The organism is Sulfobacillus thermosulfidooxidans (assembly GCF_001280565.1).
Classification (GTDB): domain Bacteria; phylum Bacillota; class Sulfobacillia; order Sulfobacillales; family Sulfobacillaceae; genus Sulfobacillus; species Sulfobacillus thermosulfidooxidans_A.
Genome location: NZ_LGRO01000002.1, coordinates 506498 through 528992 on the forward strand (window position 1 = coordinate 506498; position 22495 = coordinate 528992).

22 protein-coding genes and 1 pseudogene are annotated in these 22495 nt (G+C 48.4%); 5 read left to right on the forward strand and 18 right to left on the reverse strand.

All coding sequences use genetic code 11. The annotated features are described in order from the left end of the window. Nucleotides 1-7: 7 nt before the first annotated feature. Both AOA63_RS18010 and AOA63_RS18015 read left to right on the forward strand, forming a co-directional pair. Nucleotides 8-1255 (forward strand): molybdopterin molybdotransferase MoeA, encoded by a 1248-nt coding sequence (locus AOA63_RS18010; RefSeq protein WP_053961121.1) that lies wholly within the window; start codon nt 8-10, stop codon nt 1253-1255. A 310-nt stretch (nt 1256-1565) separates the two neighbouring features. Further along, nucleotides 1566-2402, forward strand: coding sequence for a serine hydrolase (locus AOA63_RS18015; protein WP_053961122.1), 837 nt, complete (start codon nt 1566-1568; stop codon nt 2400-2402). Here AOA63_RS18015 and AOA63_RS18020 read toward each other — a convergent pair. The 8 genes and pseudogenes from AOA63_RS18020 to AOA63_RS18055 all read right to left on the reverse strand — a co-directional run. After that, nucleotides 2399-2707 (reverse strand): annotated as a pseudogene (locus AOA63_RS18020) (arsenate reductase family protein); the annotation flags it as partial. The gene AOA63_RS18015 and the pseudogene AOA63_RS18020 sit on opposite strands and share 4 nt — an antisense overlap. Before the next feature lie 38 nt (nt 2708-2745). Further along, nucleotides 2746-3231 carry a Fur family transcriptional regulator gene (locus tag AOA63_RS18025; protein WP_051351132.1) on the reverse strand — a complete coding sequence of 162 codons (486 nt, stop codon included), beginning with the start codon at nt 3229-3231 and terminating at the stop codon, nt 2746-2748. A gap of 472 nt (nt 3232-3703) precedes the next feature. Further along, the gene (argF, locus tag AOA63_RS18030; protein ID WP_053961124.1) at nt 3704-4663 is read right to left on the reverse strand and encodes an ornithine carbamoyltransferase; all 960 of its coding nucleotides are present in this window, start codon (nt 4661-4663) and stop codon (nt 3704-3706) included. A 272-nt stretch (nt 4664-4935) separates the two neighbouring features. Then, nucleotides 4936-6069, reverse strand: a complete 1134-nt coding sequence (locus AOA63_RS18035; RefSeq protein ID WP_053961125.1) for a M20 metallopeptidase family protein — start codon at nt 6067-6069, stop codon at nt 4936-4938. Between the two features lie 93 nt (nt 6070-6162). After that, nucleotides 6163-7062 carry an arginase gene (gene rocF, locus AOA63_RS18040; protein WP_053961126.1) on the reverse strand — a complete coding sequence of 300 codons (900 nt, stop codon included), beginning with the start codon at nt 7060-7062 and terminating at the stop codon, nt 6163-6165. Between the two features lie 548 nt (nt 7063-7610). Beyond that, entirely contained in the window at nt 7611-9140 is a 1530-nt protein-coding gene (locus AOA63_RS18045) for a zinc ribbon domain-containing protein (protein ID WP_053961127.1), read from the reverse strand. Then, on the reverse strand, nt 9100-9771 hold the full coding sequence (locus AOA63_RS18050) for an IS607 family transposase (protein WP_053961128.1): 672 nt from the start codon (nt 9769-9771) through the stop codon (nt 9100-9102). The genes AOA63_RS18045 and AOA63_RS18050 overlap by 41 nt, the downstream gene beginning before the upstream one ends. A 284-nt stretch (nt 9772-10055) precedes the next feature. Then, entirely contained in the window at nt 10056-10799 is a 744-nt protein-coding gene (locus AOA63_RS18055) for an N-acetylmuramoyl-L-alanine amidase family protein (protein ID WP_053961129.1), read from the reverse strand. A 319-nt stretch (nt 10800-11118) separates the two neighbouring features. Between AOA63_RS18055 and AOA63_RS19915 the strand changes: the two genes are divergently transcribed. Next, entirely contained in the window at nt 11119-12441 is a 1323-nt protein-coding gene (locus tag AOA63_RS19915; RefSeq protein ID WP_082344132.1) for a tetratricopeptide repeat protein, read from the forward strand. 98 nt (nt 12442-12539) lie between these two features. Here the strand turns inward: AOA63_RS19915 and rpsI are convergent, their stop codons facing one another. After that, nucleotides 12540-12932, reverse strand: a complete 393-nt coding sequence (rpsI, locus tag AOA63_RS18065) for a 30S ribosomal protein S9 (RefSeq protein WP_020376653.1) — start codon at nt 12930-12932, stop codon at nt 12540-12542. Further along, nucleotides 12932-13366 (reverse strand): 50S ribosomal protein L13, encoded by a 435-nt coding sequence (gene rplM / locus AOA63_RS18070; protein WP_028962721.1) that lies wholly within the window; start codon nt 13364-13366, stop codon nt 12932-12934. The genes rpsI and rplM overlap by 1 nt, the downstream gene beginning before the upstream one ends. A 578-nt stretch (nt 13367-13944) precedes the next feature. On the opposite strand from rplM, the gene AOA63_RS18075 reads away from it, so the two are divergent. Next, entirely contained in the window at nt 13945-14370 is a 426-nt protein-coding gene (locus AOA63_RS18075) for a hypothetical protein (RefSeq protein WP_020376656.1), read from the forward strand. A 198-nt stretch (nt 14371-14568) separates the two neighbouring features. Continuing rightward, nucleotides 14569-15402, forward strand: coding sequence for a methyltransferase domain-containing protein (locus AOA63_RS18080; protein WP_139061699.1), 834 nt, complete (start codon nt 14569-14571; stop codon nt 15400-15402). On the opposite strand, the gene AOA63_RS18085 is transcribed toward AOA63_RS18080, so the two are convergent. The 8 genes from AOA63_RS18085 to truA form a co-directional block, all read right to left on the reverse strand. Beyond that, nucleotides 15399-16256 (reverse strand): complex I NDUFA9 subunit family protein, encoded by an 858-nt coding sequence (locus AOA63_RS18085; RefSeq protein ID WP_053961132.1) that lies wholly within the window; start codon nt 16254-16256, stop codon nt 15399-15401. The two genes, AOA63_RS18080 and AOA63_RS18085, sit on opposite strands and share 4 nt — an antisense overlap. Nucleotides 16257-16306: 50 nt before the next feature. After that, on the reverse strand, nt 16307-17002 hold the full coding sequence (locus AOA63_RS18090) for an efflux RND transporter periplasmic adaptor subunit (RefSeq protein ID WP_053961133.1): 696 nt from the start codon (nt 17000-17002) through the stop codon (nt 16307-16309). A gap of 68 nt (nt 17003-17070) precedes the next feature. Further along, nucleotides 17071-18630: a DHA2 family efflux MFS transporter permease subunit gene (locus tag AOA63_RS18095; RefSeq protein WP_053961134.1), complete on the reverse strand. Its 1560-nt coding sequence runs from the start codon at nt 18628-18630 to the stop codon at nt 17071-17073. Nucleotides 18631-18670: 40 nt separating this feature from the next. Then, complete coding sequence (locus AOA63_RS18100) at nt 18671-19291, reverse strand: HlyD family secretion protein (RefSeq protein WP_171822792.1); 621 nt, start codon at nt 19289-19291, stop codon at nt 18671-18673. 4 nt (nt 19292-19295) lie between these two features. Next, on the reverse strand, nt 19296-20123 hold the full coding sequence (locus AOA63_RS18105; RefSeq protein WP_139061701.1) for an MFS transporter: 828 nt from the start codon (nt 20121-20123) through the stop codon (nt 19296-19298). 162 nt (nt 20124-20285) lie between these two features. Next, a complete protein-coding gene (locus AOA63_RS18110) occupies nt 20286-20705 on the reverse strand; it encodes a MarR family winged helix-turn-helix transcriptional regulator (RefSeq protein ID WP_053961137.1) in 420 nt (139 codons plus the stop codon). A 115-nt stretch (nt 20706-20820) separates the two neighbouring features. Beyond that, nucleotides 20821-21732, reverse strand: a complete 912-nt coding sequence (locus AOA63_RS18115) for a proline dehydrogenase family protein (protein WP_053961138.1) — start codon at nt 21730-21732, stop codon at nt 20821-20823. A gap of 21 nt (nt 21733-21753) precedes the next feature. Continuing rightward, a complete protein-coding gene (truA, locus tag AOA63_RS18120; RefSeq protein WP_431607705.1) occupies nt 21754-22491 on the reverse strand; it encodes a tRNA pseudouridine(38-40) synthase TruA in 738 nt (245 codons plus the stop codon). Nucleotides 22492-22495 lie beyond the last annotated feature (4 nt).

Here is a 22495-nt window from a genome sequence, read left to right on the forward strand (position 1 = left end):
AGACGATATGAGTTATATTAGCGTAACCGAAGCTCTGGATTTGCTTAAAAGTGTTCGAGGACTTATTCAGGACAGCGAACAAATTCCCATAGAACAGTGCTGGGGCCGCACCCTGGCCGAAGAGGTAGTGGCCCATAGTGATTCTCCTCCTTTTCACCGCGCTGCCATGGATGGTTATGCCTTGCGTTCTGGGGATACCCCTGGCACCTTCTCCATCCTCGGCCAAGTCAATGCAGGAGAAGTGTTTACCCAGCCCGTACCCCAAGGATATGCCGTGCGCATTATGACAGGAGCACCCCTTCCTAAAGAATTGGATACCGTGATCGAACAAGAAGCCGTAACTCGGCATAACCAGCATATCGAGCTTCGCCAGGCTGTTAAAACCTTGCGGAACGTCAGTACACAAGGTTCAGAAATCACCGGTGGAACAGCAGTACTCCAACCGGGACAGTATATCGGTTCATTGGAAATGGGTTTGCTCGCATTATCCGGCTATGCCACTGTCAAAGTTTACCGAAAACCCCGCGTCTTGCTAGTGACAACGGGAGATGAATTACAAAATCCAGGGGAAGCCTTACAGCCGGGACATATTTATAATGTGAACCGTTACTTATTCGCAGCGTTATTAAGCGAAGCCGGTGCTGAGGTCATCTGGGCTCCTCCTGCAGCAGATACGTCCCATGCCGTGGCTGAAGCTTTATCCGACCTGACATCATACGATCTGGTTATCACCACCGGCGGGGTCTCGGTGGGCGACAAGGACCATGTCATCCAATTTCTTCGCAACCATTCCCGGCTTCTGTTTTGGCGGGTTGATATGCACCCGGGTAAGTCCATTGCCGGCGCCGAGAAAGATAATGTACCGATTTTGGCGCTATCAGGCAATCCGGGAGCGGCCATGATGTCTTGGTATCTGATCGGCCTACCCTTTGTGGTATCGTTGTACGGCGCTTATCTTCCAGTCCGTCACATTAGCGGCCGATTACGGCATCCCTTTATGAAACCGACACGCGAAACAAGGTATTTACGCGCCCGCATCCAGGTTGAGCAAGGAGAGATATTTTTTGATACGCAGTTGCCGCAAGGCTCTGATATAATTACGGCATACCGGCAATCTGACGTTTTAGCTATTATTCCTAAGGATAGTCCTCCGGTTCCGGCCAAGACGGAAGTGAAGGGCTTGATGATTCCCGGATTGGGATCAGAACGCCTATATTGGCTTGCGCAAAAACGTCAAAAATCCCCGCCATCTTAAGATGCTGTAATCTAAAAAGAATCCGGGAAGGATATCTGGCACTTCGAAAAATTGAACGGCCAGAGAGACGTTTATACGAGACCTGATTCGATCCTTGTCATACTGTCTAGAGAGAATGTGTGAAAGGAAAAGGAAGACAACGTACACCTGGTACAAAATATAGAAAAATATAGACATGAAGATCGGTCTTGTGTAATCGAAAAATTGCTCAATGACCCTAAAGGCCTTATTGAGGCCAATCACAACCACGACAGGGGGAACAAGGCGCATTCCTCTTGGTCCAAGAGGTTAAGCTTTCCGCCGACGAACGATGACAAAAGCTGAGACCGAGAAAAGAATCGAAAACGTTATTCACGCGTTTAGCGGTCATATAAGTTTTTATGCAGAACACATGCAAACGCATGAGACCTTGATCCATGATTCCGATCATGTTATGGAAACTGCTTCAGTGATCAAACTCCCCATTATGGCAGCCACCTTTCAATATCTTGTCGATGAGCACAAGTCTTTGGCTGATCCCCTAACGTTACAGGTTGAGGACGTCGTGGATGGGTCCGGTATCTTGCAATATCTGTCTCCTGGGCTTTCCCTTTCTCTCAAAGACGTGATGACGCTGATGATTATTGTCAGTGATAATACAGCCACCAACATGATTTTACGTTATGTCGGCATTCCCCATGTCAATCGCTTTATCCAGTCGCTCGGTCTTTCCCAAACTCGACTGCTCAAACGCATTGATTTTACAATTCCCGGTCCCATCGGTCTGGCAACGGCCAAAGAACTGGGGACGATATTAACACAGCTTTATCACCGAACGCTTGTCAATAAGGATGCGTCAGAAATAATGTGGGATATTTTATGTCGCCAACAGTACAATACCATTATGACGCGTCACCTTCCTTATGAGTGGATCACAGAAGACGGTAATAATCCTCCTCGGGTGCAAATCGGGAGTAAAAGTGGTTCACTTGAAGGCATACGAAATGATGTGGGGATCGTTGTCACACCGTGGGGTGATTATGTGTTGGCCATTCTCAGTGAGCGCTCCCGCGATTTACGGTTCCACATAGACAATGAAGCGCTTGTGGTCCTTCCCCGGATTAGCCGGTTCATTTTTGATTATTTTACGCAAACACAGTCCTTTTAATGGCCATAACGATTCCAGGCTTCTTGCCAAACCGTTTCAGAAAATCCCACAAAATAGTGATCATCAATGACCCAGACTGGCCGTTTAATCAACCGCGGTTCCTCAGCGATATGCTGGATCCACTCCGACTCCGAGTGCACGAGATGCCGCAAATTCCGGTATGATGGGCTCGTTTTGGACAATAATGCGCTAACGCCTCCAACTTTTTCGGCTAACTCGGCAATGTGGTCCTTCGGCAAAGGATCCGCAATTAAATCATGTTCCTCAAAATCAATGTGGTGGGCACGGAGCCACGCTCGTGCTTTGGCACAGGTTGTTCATCGGCTATAGCAATATAGCATCGTCATCGAATCCGTTCTCCTTTGATTCCTTTTTCCGTTCGCTCAGTCTTCTCCCGCTTCGCCGCACAACTTCGGCACAATCCGTAAAATTTCAACTCGTGATCTAACACATGAAAGCCACGCTCTTTTAGGATGCGCCCTTCTAAGGGATCTAACAAATCTTCGCCATACTCATCAACTTTGCCGCATCGAATGCAAACGAGATGATGATGGCGGTGGGTCTCTTCTTGATTAAACTCATAACGAGCCCGCCCGTCATCAAAACTAATCCGGTTCAGAATTTCTAAATCGGTTAAAAGTTCTAATGAGCGATATACTGTTGCCAGCCCAATATCTTGAAAATCTTTCTTAACAAGTTGATGCACTTCTTCTGCCGATAAATGTTCGCCGGGATGTTCAGCAAATATGCGAATCACAAGTTCTCGTTGAGGAGTCAGCCGCTTGGCGCCCTCTTCAAGTTTCCGGTATACAGAAGACAGGTGTACCATATGCAGCACCTCATTCTCATATCTATGAGAATAGTCTACCACTTTACTCGGCATTATCGCACGATCATATTGAGTTATTTGTTCGATGTTTTCCCACCGATCTTCAACAATTCCGCTGCACAGAAAGTAATGCCAGTTAAATCACGTTTAACCTCTATAACCGCATTGTGTTCCGCCCTATTTTAACTGTCCGCTGATGTCTTCATATAACAGGCTAATAGACGTATAAGGATTTTCCTGACCAAATTCCCCCGGCTCTTTGCCGTCTCACAATGGATGATGGAAACACCGAAAGAACAACCAAGATTTCTAGAGACTCTGAAGCTCGCGAAGATCGGAAGATTGCGAAAGAAAGCAACCAGCCCTGCTCTGGACTGGTTGCTTCCCGGAACATTCGCTTATCCACCTGGACCACTTCAATCTGTCACTGTGGAAACCAGATCTGCACACAAATAGCGGGTTCTCATACGAATTAAAATTCTGCCAAGGTATGGTATAACACACTTTTTTGCACGTGCAACCGGTTTTCGGCTTCATCAAATACGACGGATTGCGGTCCTTCTAAGACCTCTTCGGTCACTTCTTCTCCCCGGTGAGCGGGTAAACAATGCAGAAATATCGCGCTCGCTTTTGCTTGTTGCATCAGAGCTGCATTCACTTGGTATGGAGCCAAAGCTTGCCGTTTACTGGCACTGTCCACATCACCCATCGACACGAACACATCGGTAGCTACGACATCAACGCCGTGCACCGCTTGCACAGGATCTGTCATCACCTGAACGGAACCACCCGTCATTTCTGCTTCCTGTTGAGCATACGCAATGATATCTGCTGACGGTTGCCATGCTTCAGGGCACGCAATATTGACATGCATCCCGAGTTTCGCGCCAATGATCATGTAGGAATTCGCCATATTGTTGCCATCGCCCACATAGGCCATTTTTGCTCCAGACAGATAACCGACATGTTCCCATATCGTCAAGGCATCCGCTAAGACTTGAAAAGGATGCGCCATATCCGTCAACGCATTAAACACCGGGACGGTCGCCCATTTCTGTAATGCTTGAACCATTTGATGACTCTTGGCCCGGACAATCATCCCGTCCACGTACCGGGACAAAACACGTGCTGTATCTTCAATCGGTTCCCCGCGACCCAATTGACTATCTTGCCAGTCCAAAATCACCGGGGCTGCCCCTAGCGCCTGAATAGCCACTTGAAAGGATACCCGCGTGCGGGTCGATGGTAATTCGAAAATCATGGCCACAGACTTGCCTTTGAGCGCATATTGAATTTCTGCCACTTTCGGATTTGTTTTCATCCATTTTGCCGTCATTAATACTTGCTTAATTTCACTGGGACTCCAGTCCTTTAATGACACTACAGACCGACCTTGTAACCGCGCTTCCTTTGCTAATAACCGCTCAACCACACAAACCGCCTCCTGTGCATTACTATACATCGCACAGGATATTTATGCAATAACTATCAATTAATATTCGCAGGAATTCATAACTTTCCTATGCCAGACTGTTGCTATTGAAATGCTTGCAAATTTTTTCGCCTATTAGGTGAAAGGCATCAGGCTTTCTTCGTAATCAAAATCCTAATGTCACTCCTAGGCGAACAATGTCCTTATGATATTTTAAAAAACCTCTCCCCCTGACATCATCAGAAAAGAGAGGTTTTATTGGATGAAGGCATTTAATTTCCTTCCAAAAAGCTTATAGCACCGCGATACAACACGTCCACGCCTAAAGGTAACGCTTTTTCGTTGATCTGAAAATGTGGTGAATGATGCGGAAAACTCTCCCCTTCGGGTCGGCATCCTAAAAAGAAAAATGTCCCAGGCTTTTTTTGTAGATAATAGGCAAAATCTTCTCCCCCCATAGCCGGATCAGGATGAAGAAGATCGACGAGCCCTGAGACGGAGCGTTCTAAACGTTCAACACTGGCCTGATGATTGATCACCGCGGGATAGCCATATTGGTATGAAACGGTTGCTTCGGCACCATATAATGCTGCGGTTGTCTTGGCAATGTGCTCGATTTCCTGAATGACTTTATCTTGAACGATTTTGGAAAGAGTCCGTACGGTCCCCGTAATTTCCGCCGTCTCCGCAATAATATTAAATGTCGCCCCAGCCCGAATCGTGCCACAGCTCACAACAGCCGTGTCAAATGCGTTGAGACGCCGTGACACAATGGTCTGCAGATTCATGACAATCATCGAGGCAATGAGAACGGCATCTTTGGTATCAGCCGGTTCCGAGCCATGCCCGCCTTTTCCCTTGACGCGAATTGTGAATTGGTCTGCATTGGCCATGAATGGGCCACTGCGAATGGCAACCGTACCCACGGGATCACTCGCCCAGAGGTGAAGACCTAATACTTCATCGACTCCGTCTAAACATCCGGCCTCAATCATTTTGGGTGCGCCGCCTGGGGGTCTTTCTTCAGCTGGCTGGAAAAACACACGAACCCGGCCAGGAAAATTCCGTGCCGCTTGAAGCCGGCTCGCTAAAGCTAAGACAATAGCCATATGACCATCATGCCCACAGGCATGCATAACGCCTGGATGTTGCGAACGAAAAGGCAAGTTCGTGTCTTCCTCAAGCGGCAACCCATCGATGTCTGCTCGAATCGCAATGGTTTTGCCAGGACGATTGCCCTCAATATCAGCCATTACCCCGGTATCCGCAATTTGCACAGGATCTAAGCCTAAATGCTGTAACGTATTCAATAAATATTGACTGGTTTCGGTCTCTTGGAACCCTAATTCCGGAATTTGGTGTAAATCCCGGCGATATGTAATGACGTCCTGTTCCCAGTTGGCCATTATCCCATCCCTCCCAATCGGCGAAATTTTCTTTCTCCATGCTATGATACCAGTTCGGGAAGGACAGCCCTATCACATTTTTTCATCAGCCGCTTAGATAATTCGGTGTCCAAGGGCCGATGCAATCAAGTTTGCCGCGAGTTCTCCAGTCCGGTTATGTTCATCAAGAATCGGATTCACTTCCACCATTTCCATCGAAGAGACAATGTCACTTTCGGCCAGCAATTCCAAAGCTAAATGCGCCTCGCGTTCCGTGAGCCCGCCACTGTATGGCGTACCTGAGCCTGGGGCATATAGCGGATCAACCGCATCAATATCGAAACTTAAATGCACCCCATCGGTTTGGTCCGTGACAATATCCATCGCTTTGGCCATCACATCACGCATCCCATAACGGTCAATTTCGTGCATCGAAAAGACTGTAGCTCCAGAATGACGTAAGGCTTCGGCTTCGTCCGCATCCAAGGTCCGCACTCCGACATAAACGATTTTGTGTGGATCAACAAAATGACCGTGAAAAGGAATTTTGAGGGCCGGGTGACCTAACCCTACTGCCGTCGCCACCGGCATCCCATGGACATTACCCGACGGAGATGTTTGATCGGTATTGTAGTCCCCGTGCGCATCAAACCATAACACGCCCAAGCGGGAAAATTTGCGTAATAAGCCGGCAATCGTACCAATGGCAATACTATGGTCGCCCCCGAGAATCAAAGGATAGTTATTATCATCCAAAGACTTTTCTACAGCGCGAGCTAGCACGCGGCTGACCTTAACGATCTCGTCTGCATACTTTAGATGGGTATCATTTTTGGTGCGACTTTCTGGGACCGGTACCGGAAGATTTCCAATATCAATGACCTTGTGGCCTACTTGGCGCAATTTCTCATGAAGACCTGCATAACGAATCGCACTAGGTCCCATATCGACACCTCGGCGATCGGCTCCATAATCGAGGGGCACGCCGATGATGCGTACCGTCTTAAGTTTCATCAGTTATTCGCGGTGCGAAAATCCGGCCTTCAGGCCAGGAGAAGCACCACGCCCTCCTTATTTGTTAGTCTCAGTGGTCGATAACTTTGTCAAACAGTTGTGACAAGCCACTGGATCTCGTTAAACTTTTTTGCCCATCATAACCTGATGAGTGGTTCCCAGTAACAGGCTTTCAATCTTCGCGAGGGAATCGTCTGGGTTCTACTCCTGGCCGGGTTAAGTCATTAATATTCACCATCCTGTCGATGTGAGAGGGCTATGTATTCTTATCATTCATCCCGGGCCCAAGGTCAGGTCACCCCCACCATGAGTCCTTGCGTGGTGTCAACAGTTGCCCCAAAACATCATCAAACATGAACAACTGCCGTTTGTCTGACCTTTGTCTCTCTCTGACGAGAGGAGAGGAGTTTGGGTGTATCCTCTTGTCGGCGTGTGGATGATCCCCTCTTCTGGCGTGAGTCAGCCCCCTGCTGATCATCCTCAGAAACATCCCCCACCACGGGGGCACTATCGAACCGTCCTTGGCGATTCGATAGACCGGCGCGGTATTAGGCCGTGGCCTGCGTCGGCTTGAGTTCATCCTTCGTCTTCTTTTTCTTCGAAGGATACGTAAAGGTGCCATTCCACTTGCGATACAGGTTCATCATGCCGACAAAATCGGCGTCCGCTTGATAGGCGTGATCCGGGTTCGAACACGTAAATGTGTGTCGTTGACGGACTCCTACCTGTCGATAGTCCGCAGAGCAATGCGGACACATTTGCGACGTATAGGCGGGATTGCGCTCGACCGTCAGAATCCCCTCGCGGAATGCGAGGTCGCGTACCCATCGCACAATCTGGCCGCGCAGCCAGTAAGCGCGTTTATGGTTCTTTCGCCCGGCACGGCTCATTTTTTCTTTCGGGGCTTTGTATCCGCGAAGATACTCCAAGACGATGACTTTGGCCCCGTGTTGTTGGGAAAAATCGACGATCCGGCGGGCAACCTGCCGCGCGGCGTTCTCGTCGAGATGGCGCACCTTGTTCCAGAGAAACACATTGTCTGGCACGTTTTTTTGTAACCGACCGCTTTGTGCCCGTTTGCGGCTAATCGCATTGAGTAGCCGGTGGCGTTGGTGGTTGAGAGCACTCCCAGAGATAAACTGGGTAGCGAGCAATCGACCGCACTGAAAGGCTCCCATGACGGCTAACCGATTGGCCCCTAGATCTGCGGTGACGACAGACAGATCCGGATTCTTTTGGAGTTGTTCTTGGGCCTTCTTGGGCGTCTGCACGTATTTTTCTAATGGGACGTGTAAGGCAAAGCGCAGATGGCCGGGATAGCGTGTGTCTTGTCGTGCGTAAAGCGACAGCGACCGTGCGACCCAAACCTTGGGACGCACGGCAGCGCGCTCTTCATCCGTCCAGGGCTCGTTCGGGGCTTTTCTTGCCTTGATCAGTGCCGTCTCGGTACGGATCCGCTGGCTTTCGGCTTGAGCGGATCGGAACACTTCGGCCGCGTAACGGGGTAAGACAATCGGCAAGGGCACTTTTTGCCATTGACCTGCGTACCACAACTTGACGGCGATAAACGTCTGTTGCACGGTAGCTTGCGGCAACAAGTCCCAGTCGGGATAATCGACCATGTCCGCATAGAAAGTCACAGGTTCGTTCGGTTCACCGAGCCGTGGCTCGCGCCCTGTCTTTCCGTGTTGTTCCCATTGATGAAGCAGAACACACCAGCCTTTGACTTTGCCCGCCGCGTGATTGATCGCCGCCCGGCGTAATCCTGTCGGCATCCCTTTCGCTTGGGGAATCGCTTCCAGCGGCATTAACGGGTGAGGATGCGCGGGGGTGGACAGGGTATGCCGTTCCGCGAATGTGAGGAGTTCTTGGTTTGTCAAGTGCCGCTCCGCTGGTTCGCCGTTTTTCTTGGTGTACGGGACGTGTTCCTCAAACACGCCCCGGTGTGCCACAAAGAAGTCCATGTAAAATGCGATGACGCGGTTGTATAAGACGTGCGTTTCGACAATGGCCTTTCGCTTGATGGCATGGACTTCCTTATGGACACCCAGTTTGATGGTCTTCGTGACCATCGCCATGTGGCTCCCCTTCTTTCATCGCATTCACGAGGTGTTGGGTTTTCTGCCGAAATTCCTGCGAACGCTTGCCATATAACCGTGCCGAAAACACGGTAATGATCGTGAGCAGATCTTCTGTTAATTCTTCTTGCGATGTTTTCGATTCCTGAACGTGCACGGACTCAATGGTGACGCCGTGGCTGTTCAAATATCGTTCCAGATAGCGATAGCCAAAACGTGCCAATCGATCAGGATATTCAATCAATACTCGTTGAAATTCGCGCCGTTCAGCCATCGCGAGAAGTTGAGAGAGTTGCTGGCGGTTCTCGTTAAGGCCCGACGCTTGTTCCTGAAAGATGCGAAAGACTTCCAGGCCATGTTCCGCGGCATACGCTTTGAGCCGCTCGACCTGCCGCTCTAAGTGGCCGTCCGCCTTTTGTTTCGGAGAGGATACCCTCGCATAAATCACAACGCGGGCCGTTTGATGACGACCGAGAATGCGTTGCACTTCTTGTACGCTATATAAACGGCGGTTTGTCGGGGATCGAACCTCTTGGATCTTCCCGCTCTGTTGCCACCGTCGGATGGTTTGCGTGCTCACTCCGAGCTTTTGAGCGACTTTACCAATCGAGAGAAATTTTTCCTGTTCCATAAATTGATGATAATAGTATATATAATTGTTACCTCTGTAGCCAGTGTCTAGCACATTTTATTCTCAATGCGATAATCTGACGCCCCACGAAGTTCGCTTCCCATTAAGCGCGTCCGGTCTCATTCCCACTGATTCCGACCTTTGGATCTCTCCAGCCATTATCTGCTGGTGACCACACTGGGCTAGTACTAGACAGCTCGCCGCCTAAGCGGCCGCATCAGGTTATCCATACCCGTGACATCGACCGCCTTCCAATACCTCTTTTCATTATAGCGAAGTCAAAGCTAGTCACGAACTAATAAATGAGTCGGAGGCGGAGATTGCAAAAGAGTTTCAGGCCAATGCCCTTTGAGAAACCAACGTTCCGTCCCTAAAAAAATATACCAGGCAATCTGCCGTTGGTACTCGGGATTCATCAGGAGTTTTTCTTCTTGCGGATTAGAAATAAAGCCCACTTCAACATTAATGGCCGGCATTTTCGCATAGCGCAAAACGTATTGATCGATGCGAGTTACCGGGCGATTGGTATGAGTAAAATATTGCAATTCCTCCTGAACATCATGAGCCAAATAATAAGAACCCTTTCCATTCCAATAAAAAGTTTGGGGACCGCGCCACCGTGATCCCGCAGAATTGCAATGAATGTCGATAAGCGCATTGCCTCCAGTTCTATTAATCCAGATTACCCGTTGTTGGACGCGATATTTTCGCGAAGAGGGTATTTGGCCTGGTTTGTCCCATGTCATCAAGACACGAGCTCCCGCATCCTCGAACCATTTTCGCAGATTTAAAGCGATAGCTAAATTAATTTCATCTTCTCGGGCAATACGCCCCCGAGCCCCCGGGTCATAACCTCCATGACCTGGATCAATCACAATGGTTCGTCCCCGCAATAATGCGCCTTCAATACCGTTAGCAGGAGACATCGCGGCATGAACGTCTCCTATTCCCAGCAAAAGACTGCTACACGCCGAAAAAAAAGCCAGCTGGATTCCATGAACTAGTCGTCGTTTTAATTGCTTTTTCACGAGAATCTCCTCTCAAAATTTGTCAAGGACCATAACGGATTATTTTAGTGTGTTTAACCTAGTGTAGACCGATTTGGCAGCAAGTATGTCGGCCTAAATTCCTGATATATATGATGTCATCAGTCATGTATTAATTGCCTAGTAATATGAGACTATACCTATTAACCTTTTATGTTGTCGGTTTAGTTTAGTGTCTTCGATATAATTTCATATCACAATGCTTTTTGCATTTGACCAAAAAGATAATTATTAAATTTTTTACAAGACTAATGATGTATATTTGGTTTACTTATGGTACATTAATGCCTAGGAGGGATGTATGATGGTAGGGACCAAAATTCGCGACCTGAGGAAAAAACTCGGATTAACCCAAGAGCAACTTGCCGGAGATGAACTGACTAAAAGCTATGTTAGTCAGGTTGAATTGGGCCGTATCCATCCATCCCACAAAGCGTTAGAAATTATCGCCAGCCGGTTGGGTAAACCATTAGGTTACTTCTTAGAAAACGGCGACGATATGCGCACCATTGAGGTCCTATTAAAGGCAGCGCAGGCGTTGTGGAATAGCGGGCGGCTTGAAGATGGCATGTTGGGATTACAAGAAGCTTTAACCTTGGCAGAGCGAACCGGTCGTGAAGATATTTTAGCGCGCATTAAAGCGACCATGGGTAAACTAGAAATGTCCCAAGGTAATTTGGAAGCAGCGTTGGCGCATTTAGAAGAAAGCCTGAGTCTAATTCATCCAGACGATCATCCTGTACAAGCGATTGAAATCGCGAATACCTTAGGGATGGCTGCAGCTCGCCACGGTTCATTCCACAAGGCGATGAATTCCTTCCAGCAGGCATTGGAGTATGCAGAACGCCTTGACACACGGGATGGACCCAATATTCGCGCAGAAGCGGCACAACATTATGGCGACTTCTGTTATAGCCAACGGCAATGGATTTCGTCTTTGGAATTATATCGAATGGCCTTAGAGCAAAAGCAGCTCAGCCCTTGTCGACGAGCTGAGTTACTCAGCCGGATTGCCGCAGCAGAATGGCGTCTTGGACATAATACAGAAGCATCACAAGCCGTTGATGAAGCCATGAGTTTGCTTCCGCAAATTCGTGGTGCTGAAGAACGTGCGGCCTTGCAGGCGGACATTGCGCAAGTCCTGATAGATATTGGACGTGTTGACCGGGCACGCGAATTATTGCAGGCGTCTTTGACCGTGTTTGACCGCGTCCATTTCCAAGAAGGTCAAGCCGTCATCTTAGAATCCTTGCTACGTATTCCGGGTTCAGACAAAATGCTGGACCAATATGCTCATCGCGTTTTGGCAGCACCGGAAGGATGGCCATGGGAAGACACAAAAATCTTTGCGTTAAGAGCATTAGCCCGCCGAGCCGTGGCTCATGGCGATTACGAGCAAGCCAAAGAATATTTGAGTCAAGCCCTTGCCATGAGCCCCGTGAGTAAGCAACGTGATTTGGAATGTGAATATTACATTGTGCAAAGCCAGCTCGGTGACCCCAATGCGTTGAACCAATTATGGAAACATTTAACCGATCCGGCCTATGATTCTTCAGAACCGCGGAAATTCACGCCCCGTCTTCCCGTCATTTCAGCACCGGAAGTGGTCGGTGCGGTTAATTAGACCCGGCATCAAAAATACAGCCTCACCCAGCGGAGGCTGTATTTTTATATGGCCACGCACGCAGTACGTCGCAAAATAAAAAAGCCCAGATGGGCTTTTTACCGCTTAGAAAATTGCGGAGCTTTACGAGCCTTTTTGAGTCCGTATTTACGTCGCTCTTTCATTCGTGAATCCCGCTTTAAAAAGCCCCGTTGTTTTAAAGGAATACGGAAGTTGCTGTCCACCGCAAGCAATGCCCGCGCAATACCATGACGTACCGCACCAGCTTGACCGGATACACCGCCACCTTCAACACGCACTAATACATCAAAACGTCCCTGAAGATCCACGGAGTTTAATGGGGCCATGACCATTGTTTGCAAGGTGCGAAGGGGAAAATATTCCTCAAACGGACGTCCATTAATCAACACACGTCCAGTTCCAGGAACCAGCCTCACCCGTGCAATGGCATTTTTGCGGCGTCCCGTTCCCCAAAATTGTGCAACTGCCATTAGATTTTAACCTCCCATACTTGCGGCTGCTGGGCGCTGTGTGGATGTTCCGCATTCGGATATACTTTGAGTTTCCGAAACATGGCGCGTCCTAACCGATTATGCGGCAACATTCCCCGGATAGCCTTTTCCACTGCAAAAGTCGGCTTCTTCTTCATCAATTGACGATAAACGGTACGTTTTAATCCACCGAAATATCCCGAATGATGGAAGTAAATTTTTTGATCGAGTTTACGTCCCGTCAAAACAACATCGGCCGCATTAACAATAATAACGTAATCACCGGTATCCACATGAGGAGTATACGTGGGCTTGTGCTTGCCACGGAGAATCGTTGCTGCTGCAGTAGCAACACGCCCCAGCGGCAATCCAGCAGCATCAATCACATACCACGTACGCTGAACATCTTGGGACCGGGCCATATAAGTGGACATGAAATTACCTCCTACCTTGTGTGCCGGCGACGCTGCCGACAACCGAACATTAGTATTTTACGAGCATGGACATCTAATGTCAAGAAATTTGGTGCCTTTGCATATCATTGGCACCATAGATACGGGTATCGTCTTAACTTTTTTCTTTAAAAATCCTAGTTTTTCTCGAGTTTAATATTATGCAAACAAAATATCGTTTAGGATATAATAAGAACACTAATCGTATACTTATCGATCAAACAGCAGTTATCGCCACAGTTCAATTCAAAAACGTCGAGGTATTTCTGCCATTGGCATGCCGTTAAGCATTTTAGCATAGGTGTCGCGGAAAAGGTAGACTGTCGTAAAGGACTTTATGGCCTTTTCGGCTGATGATGCGAGAGGTTCTATGATATCAACTTGGTTTATCTAATGCATACCATTATCAATGAGTTCGGGGAAGAACTCATTGATCTGCTCACGGTAAATCTTCGAACACATCATTTTGGCAGATTCTCATCATGTTGCTGAGCTCGGCATGATGAGTACTGGCCATATCGTAATAGGCGCCACTGTAGTGAAGGAAGGAGCGAGAGATTATGCGCAAACCACTACAAACCTATTATCTTCGGAAATTAATTAACACCCTGGTGGATGCCACCTTAACCAGTCCCAGTTTAGCAGAAATGGTGCATCACCATTTGCAAGTTGAGTGGATTCGAGGTCAAATGCTATCCCAGTATAGGGTTTTTGATTCCCGCGGAGAGGTATATTGGGAATTAAGTGTCATCGATGCTCACGGCTATACTGACATGCTTTATCAACAAGGCTTAGCCCTTCTCACCATTGCCATCAACGGGGCATTGGTCACTCCCAAAGATGAAGAACGTGCCAAAGAACTATTTCCCAATCGGGCGTTCCGAACTTGTCCCTATTGCCACCAGCGCTTTCATTCCTGGCTCGAATACTATGGCCACTACAAATTGGACCATCTTTTGGATCATCAAAGTTTACGCGCCATTTGAGTCGTTAATCTTTGCCCCAAGCTCCCAAACACGCTATGCTAACGCCAACGGGTACCTATCCAAAGAGCCGTCTTCTCGCAAAATTCTTGGTCTTGAGGAAGGCTTCGGGAACGTTTTTCCATGTCGTGATCTTTTCCACACGATAATCTCTAGGTGTCCAATTTACCATTTGAGGTGTGCCCAGTGAGTTTTTCCTTTGTGGATTGGGTTGATTCGTTATGCTGGAACCTTTTGAACGAGATGCCCGGGAATGAACAATGGTTATTGCGTCAAACGATTTATACGGCGCCGTCAAGACGGCTCGTCATTCCCACCCTTCCTTTTAAATCTGGTCAAACCATCGCCGATTTAGGAACGGGTTATGGTGTGATGGCCCTAGAAATGGCTCAGGCTCTAGGCATTCAGGTTATAGGTGTTGATATTGATGACAAAGCCCTCAACTATGCCCGGACTCTTAGCCAAACTATCTATGGAAGCCATGCACCCGTTGAATTTATCCACGCGGACGTTTACCATCTTCCCTTTGCGGATCAATCATTGGACGGGATTACCGCTCGTTTTCTTTTTCAACACCTTCGTGATCCTCACCGTTTTGCTCAAGAAGCCTTTCGCGTACTCAAGCCATCGGCCCTCATTTTTGTCGAAGACATCGATGATGGTCTCATTCTGGAATACCCGTCTTTACCGCCATCGTGGCAGCATGTTATGAAAGCATTTCAGACTTTACAAGCCCGGCACGGTGGTGACCGGGAAGTAGGTCGGAAACTGCCTTTTTATCTGCACCAGACAGGATTGATCGTCGACGCGGTGCAAATCCATCCCATGACACAGTTTTCCGCGCAAAATCCGCAGGATTTGAGTTATCAATTTGAGCGAGAACGCATCGAGCAGGCATTGCCCGAGCTCTTTAAAGAGCACTTGCTCACCCCGGATCAATGGCAGTCCGCCCTTAAAGATTTGATGGATCTTGAAGGCAGATGGATGCTTCAAAGCGCATCAACGCTACGTATTGTCGCTCATCGCCCCGTTTAAAAATCTGTGCCTAAGGGCGTAGGATGAGCGATAATTTGATGCCACCGGGTATCCTCTGTGATATTGGGCTCGTTTAACATGAATAGTTGATCCACCGTAACGGGAAAACCAGGAAGATTTTGACCAAGACGGGCTGCAGCAAATAATAGGGGAAGAGGCACGTGAAATAAAGGGAGATGCTTCCGTCCTATAGTTTTGGCAACATGACGATATAAATCGTTTAATGTAAATACTGTTGGACCGCCAACTTCCCATGTTTCTCCCCCGTATTGCGGCAAATCCACCAGGCGGGCAATTAATTCTGCCACATCTTGCCGCGCTACGGGCTGCAGTAATGTATCTCCATTGCCAGGAATAGGTACCACCGGCCAATGGCACTGCGTCTTGAGCATTTGAAAAAAGGGAGCTCCTCCCCCAAAAAGCAAGGACGGGCGCAATATGATCGCATTCACGCCCTGCTGCCGGATGTATTGTTCGGCTTTCCACTTGCTTTGGTGATACCGACTTGGGGCATTCTCTCGCGTTCCCAATGCCGAGATATGAATAAGCCGTGGCAGTCCATTGTGTTTCATGGCGTCCACTAGTCGTTTAGTGACCTGGTAATGCATCACGTCAAAGGTGATACCCTTGGTTCGCTGTTCTTCAATGATTCCCACAAGGTGTATGACCACGTCGAATCCTTGCATGACAGACGTTAACTCCACTTGGCGAATGTCGCCTGCCACAAAATGAGCACCCACTGCCAGGTTCGACGGATGGCGGGCGAGGACGCTGATTTCATGATGATGCCGTAATAACGCTTGTTGCACGGCCTGACCCACATACCCCGTACCACCCGTAACGAATACCCGCATCACCTCAGAGCCCCCTTTACCGTTTATTATAAACGGTAAAAAGCGGCGGTTTAATGCACAGTAATACGAACCTCGGCATTTTCTCCCGGCAACAATGTGTATCCTGCAGCGTCAATGGATAACTCGACGGGAATGCGTTGTGTCACTTTTGTGTAGGTTCCGGACGTGGCAGCGGTCGGAATCAGCGAAAAGAAGGATTGGGTTGTCGGTTGAATCGCCTCTACAGTACCAGAGAACGCAACGCCGGGATGTGCATCCACGTAAATTGTGGCACTTTGACCGACCGACACATTTCGAATTTTACTTTCAGGGATGTTGGCAATCACCATAACATGCGATAGCTGGACCAGGGTAATTAGAGGGGTCCCGGTGCTCACCATTTGCCCATCATGCACCGATAAATTGGCCACGACCCCGTTGACGGGGGCAACAATATTGACCGTGGTCGACGTGGAGGATGATGTCGCACTCTTTCCCTTGCCGGTTTGAGATGCCGAAGCCGTCACTGTGGTGAGTTCTTGGCCAATCACTTGCCCTTGGGTCACATGTTGCCCCAAACTGACCGACAAGTTTTCTATAGTGCCCGGGGTCACAGCCACAATGGGAATACTGGGAGCTGAAATGGAGGCATCTTGGGTGGATACGTAATCATAATTCTGGGTCCAGTAATATGCCACCACTCCCCCAATCAAAATTAATGCCACAATGATTAAGATATTAATAAGTATCAATCGACTCTGCTTCACCGATTTTCGCTCCTTTAATAACCGTTAATGGCCTAGCTCAGGTTCTCATTCAATATTTGGTAATCCCGTTAATCTACGATCACCTGGTTCGATGGGCGTTGGTGACGATACGTTTTCAAAAACAAGGACAAAAAGGCGCCAAAAAGGGTAATACCTGCTCCAAGCACGAAAATATCGTCAATACCCATGACAAACGCTTGTTGTTGAATCAAGTCATATAATTCGGTGGTGGTTACCGAAATACTTTGACCTAATACCATGCCGTGCTGTATCAAAAACCCTGACAATTGATGCATAAATTGCACGGCTGGTTGAGACGTCGGAGTATAAGAGGCGGCAATGGTTGTGGCATGTAATGTCGCCTGGGATTGCAGCACCGCTGTCATAAATGCCAAGCCAAAGGACCCGGCAACGCGTTGCATAATGTTGTTAATCGCAGAGCCGGTTCCGACAAGTTCTGTGGGCACGGCAGACATGCCCGCTGTCGTTGCCGGCATCATCGCCATCCCCATTCCAATTCCCCGTAGTGTTAGCCATAACACAACATCCGAGACGGGCGTCGTCGTTGACAACCGATGAAGTAAAAAGGTGGTGTACGTCAAAATCAAGAGGCCGCCTAACACTAGCGGTCGTGCTCCGATTTTGTCGTAAAGCCTACCGGATATGGGCATCATAATCGCTGATGCTGCTGCAGCGGGCATCATCATTAATCCCGTTTTCAAAGCACCATATCCGACCACGGTTTGTAAGAACAGGGGAACATAGAAAACCCCTGAATACATAGCAACCGTAATAATAATCACCAATAAATTGGCCATCGCGAACGACCCATGGGCAAAAACCCGCAGATTTAATAAGGGATGCTTAATGGTGAGTTCCCATAAGCTAAACAGGACCAAAAGCAATGTTGAGCCAACCAAAAGCAGAACAATCGGTTCCGAATTCCAGCCCCATGTCTGACCTTCTGATAGGGCCAATAACAATCCGAACAAGCCGGCTGCCGACAAGACAAATCCCACCATATCAAAGGGACCCGTATTCGAAGATGGAAACTTAGGCACATAAGCAAGAGCTAAAAATGCCCCAAGAATGCCAATAGGGACGTTAATATAAAAGATGAGCCGCCAATCAACATATTCCACTAACCATCCGCCCAAGGTCGGACCAATAGCCGGGGCGACAATGATGCCGAGTCCCCAAAATCCCATAGCTGTCCCAATACTCTCCCGTGGAACCATGCGGTAGACCATAGACATGGTAATGGGCATGATTAAACCGCCGCCGAGGGCCTGTAAAACACGAAACACTGTAAGAATCGACAGGCTCCATGAAAGTCCTGAAAGCGCTGAACCCACGGTAAAAATCACGAGCGATAAAATATAAATACGGCGATAACCAAACCGTTCTCCCAGGTATCCCGCAAGGGGCACTACCACTCCTAAGGTCAACATATAAATAGTGACGACCCACTGAACCTGGGCGGTATCCACTGAAAACACACTCTCAAGTTTAGGGATAGCAATATTGACAATTGAGGTATCCAATATGGCCATGAATCCTCCGGCGATGAGAACAGCCAGGGCGACGCCCCATTTGTCGGTGATGGTTGATGCCTCTTGTTGGGCCATAGACTCCCTTCTTTCTTGTCTTTCATGTCAAGACGTCATTTTAAATGTGAATGCGCACTGATGCATTTTCCCCGGCAATAAACTGATCACTGCCGGGATTGACGGTAATGGTGACTGGTATCCATTGCCGTTCTTTAGAAAAGGTTCCGACTTGCAGTAAGGGTGACAACGTGCTTAAGGTCGCAGACCCGATATGAGTTACTCGACCGGTAAACGTGGTGCCTGGATAAGCACTAACCGTCACATCCACCGCTTGTCCAATGGCCACCTTCCGGGCGCGGGATTCGGGAATATCAGCCACAATTTTGCTGTTTTGTAATTGAACAATGGCCATTAAATCCTCATTGGGCTCAACACTAGCGCCTTTGGCTACGGCAATGGATCCCACAATGCCCCCTTCTCGGGCATAAATATCTTGAGTGCGGCCTCCAGGAGTTGTCACCTCGGCCAGCAAGGTGCCGTTTGTAACATGTTCTCCGTTGTGAACAAAAACATGGGACACCAGACCCGGGCTTGATGCAGGCACCCACACATAGGGCGCGGTCACATAGGCATATGATGAATCGACATAATGGGCCTGATCATAGGCATCAAATCCGGCAATGGCGCCCAATACAAGCACACCCATGAGAGCAACCACCGCGAAAACCCACCTCGGCATTGACTCACCTTCCCTCTGTTGTCTTGGTGTCGGAATGCTCCCATTGGCTGAGTAAACTGGCATACCCTAAGCGAAGCAATTCAATCTCTTCGAGCCGTTCCTCAGCTGAAATCATCCGTTCAAGTCTAATGCGCACGTCAATGGTTTGCCGGTACGCATCATCTTCCATGTTTCTAGGAGGAACGCCATGACTCATTTCTTCCCAAAGAAGGTCCGCTTCGGCGTTTAAATCCGCTAACCGTTCGGTCATATCGTGTTCACTCAAGACCGTGCGATAACGGTCTATATGGAAGACCGGGTCCTCCCCATTGCTCCACGACTCGTAGCCCTGGGCCAATATGAATAATTCCAGCAACCGGCGTATTTGCCTGGGACGTTCCCCTTGACCACTAGCCTCGTCATTTCCCTGATTTTTCATGACAATATCAGCTAATTCCGCTGCCCGCGCTTGAATGTCTTTGGCTTTATAACGCCAGCGGGTGCGAGAAACTTGCTCCCGTAAATACCCAATACGCTCGGGAAGGCTGGCAGCTATCGGGACTAATGCCCCCTCGGTAAAGGGTCGATATTCTGGCAGCGAATGAATGGGTGTCTTGGACGCTGGCTCTGAGGGGTCTTGATGGTTGTCCGCCGACGAGGGTGGAGTCCCATTATGTTCTTCCGGTACAACTGCTGGCGGGCGGTTTCGCCCCAACGCTACGGATAAGATGGCCGTTACGAGTCCGAGCCCCATCAGACTAAATCCCCATATCGTGGTGATGGACGGTTCCGCAATCAATAAAAAGAGGCCAATGGCCACACTCACAACGGCTTCTATTAGACCTGCAACCATTAGTCCCACGAGACTCATCTCCCTTTGATGCTGGTTCCCGCTACAAGGAGCGCAAAAGGTAATCCCCACGAACGAGCAGGGATCACTGTCCGCCTAATCCTATCCGCTTGGAATCACCCATGGAGGTTTTGGATCAGTGTTGTCAGCCGATCTTAGGCGGTCTCAGTCTCCCGGATCTTCTAAACGTTCAATGAGCGCTAACAACGTTTTCAAATCCTCTTCCGACATCTGTAAAAACAATTGACGCAAAAATTCTCGCCGGTGTTGATGCAAATTTTCGACCTGCGCTTTACCCGTCGGTGATAAGCGGACCGTAACAACACGCCGATCCAATTCGGACCGTGACCGGACTACCAGTTTTTGATTCACTAATCGGTCAATCATAGCACTCGCACTCGCTAGGGATAATTCCAGTTCCTCTGCTATTTCCCCGACTGTCATAGGTTCAGAGTCAAATAACAATTTCAGCAAGGAATACTGCCCTAATGTGAGTGTTTCCTGAGACATGCGCTGACGCATACGACGACCGATTCGAGAAAAAATATGGTCAAGTCTCTCGATATAGTAATCTCGGTCAGCCAAGTCCTTCACCTTCTTGATTATTCATGATGTTGACTATTAACGATATGTAATCTTAGTACTAACAACTTAAAAAGTCAAGTTAGCACTACCAATGAATTTTTAGAAATTTTTTCGGTTAGCGTTTCACCAAATTGCGAGCAAAGAATAAAAGATTTGCTGGCCTCTCCGCAAGACGGCGGAGATAATAGGCATACCAATCGCGCCCCCAAGGCACATAGACCCGCGTTTGATAGCCCTCACGGGCAAGATCTTGGAGCACTGAGTATTTGACGCCATAAAGCATTTGAAATTCGAATTGGTCCGGGGGAATGTGATGATCTTTTACATATCGCAATACATGGCCAATAATGACCTCGTCATGTGTGGCAACAGCCGTGTAATTTCCATGAGACAAACTATATTCGACCAGGCGTACATAATTGTCATCCACATCGGGCTTGGAAGGAAAAGCTACCGACACGGGTTCCATATAGGCGCCTTTGACAATGCGCAAATTTCTTCCGACACCGGATAATGTCTTTAAATCGTCCATCGTTCGGTAGAGATAGGCTTGCAGTACCACCCCAACGTTGGCCGGATATTCAGACCAAATCTCTTGAAATAACTGGAGTGTATCCGTCGTAAACCGGGAATCCTCCATGTCAATACGCACAAAATTTCCATAATCATGGGCTTTGGCAACAATTTGCCGAAGATTTTCCCGAGCCATGTCGACCGATAAGTTAAGTCCCATCATGGTTAATTTGAGAGAGACATGAGACTGAACACCTTCTTGGTGAATCACTTCAAGCATTCGCAGGTAACTATCACGCGCTTGTACAGCCTCTTCGGCCCGGCTTATAGATTCGCCTAGATGATCTAAAGTAGCCATAATTCCATTACGGTTCAAATCTTTGATAACTTTAATGGCATCATCCAGTTCAGATCCTGCGACAAAGCGACTGGCTCCCAAGCGCATTCCGTATTGTTGCATGGCTTGTGAAACCAACCAGTTATTACCCACTCCTAAAATAAGCTGCCTAAACACAAGACGCCTCCTCGCTCATCCTCACTTATTGTCATAGTCAATGCGTTCTAAGATTAAGCCTTTTGCGGAAGCAACAAAGCCGACTTTTGCACTGCGCGGATTTTCAAGACCTTGGTGAATCAAGGATATATCGCCCCGTTCCGCACAAAGAATCATCGTGCCAACCAGTCTGCGGACCATATGGTATAAGAATCCATCCGCACCAATATCATAGCGCCAAATATTACCCTCGTCCTCCATTGTCCATTTACTTAAAAACACATGTCGTATGGTCGTTTGGGCTGAGGACCCTTCCGAGCGAAAAGCCCAAAAATCGTGCTGTCCCACAATCAAGCGAGCCGCCTGATTAAGAGTTACCCACGACAAAGGACGTTCAATTATTGCGACATATCTTGCGGTTCCGGGCCATGGAACCGATGATCCCCGCCATATCCGGTAACTATAATATTTGGCCCGGGCATCATATGTAGGCCGAAAAGTTTCCGGCACCCAATCAACATGTCGAATGACCAAATCCGACGGCAGTCTTCGATTCACAACAGCTACAATTTTTTGAGTGGGCACCGGCACTTTTCCGGTCCACACCACGACTTGTCCTCGAGCATGTACTCCGGCGTCGGTCCGACTCGCGCCGGAAATCGTCCCAGGTCCTAATAGCTGTTGTAAATGATGTTCTAATTCTCCTTGCACGGTGCGCCGGTTCGGTTGTTTTTGAAATCCCGCGAAATCGGTCCCATCATAAGCTATAAAAAGCCGCAAATAC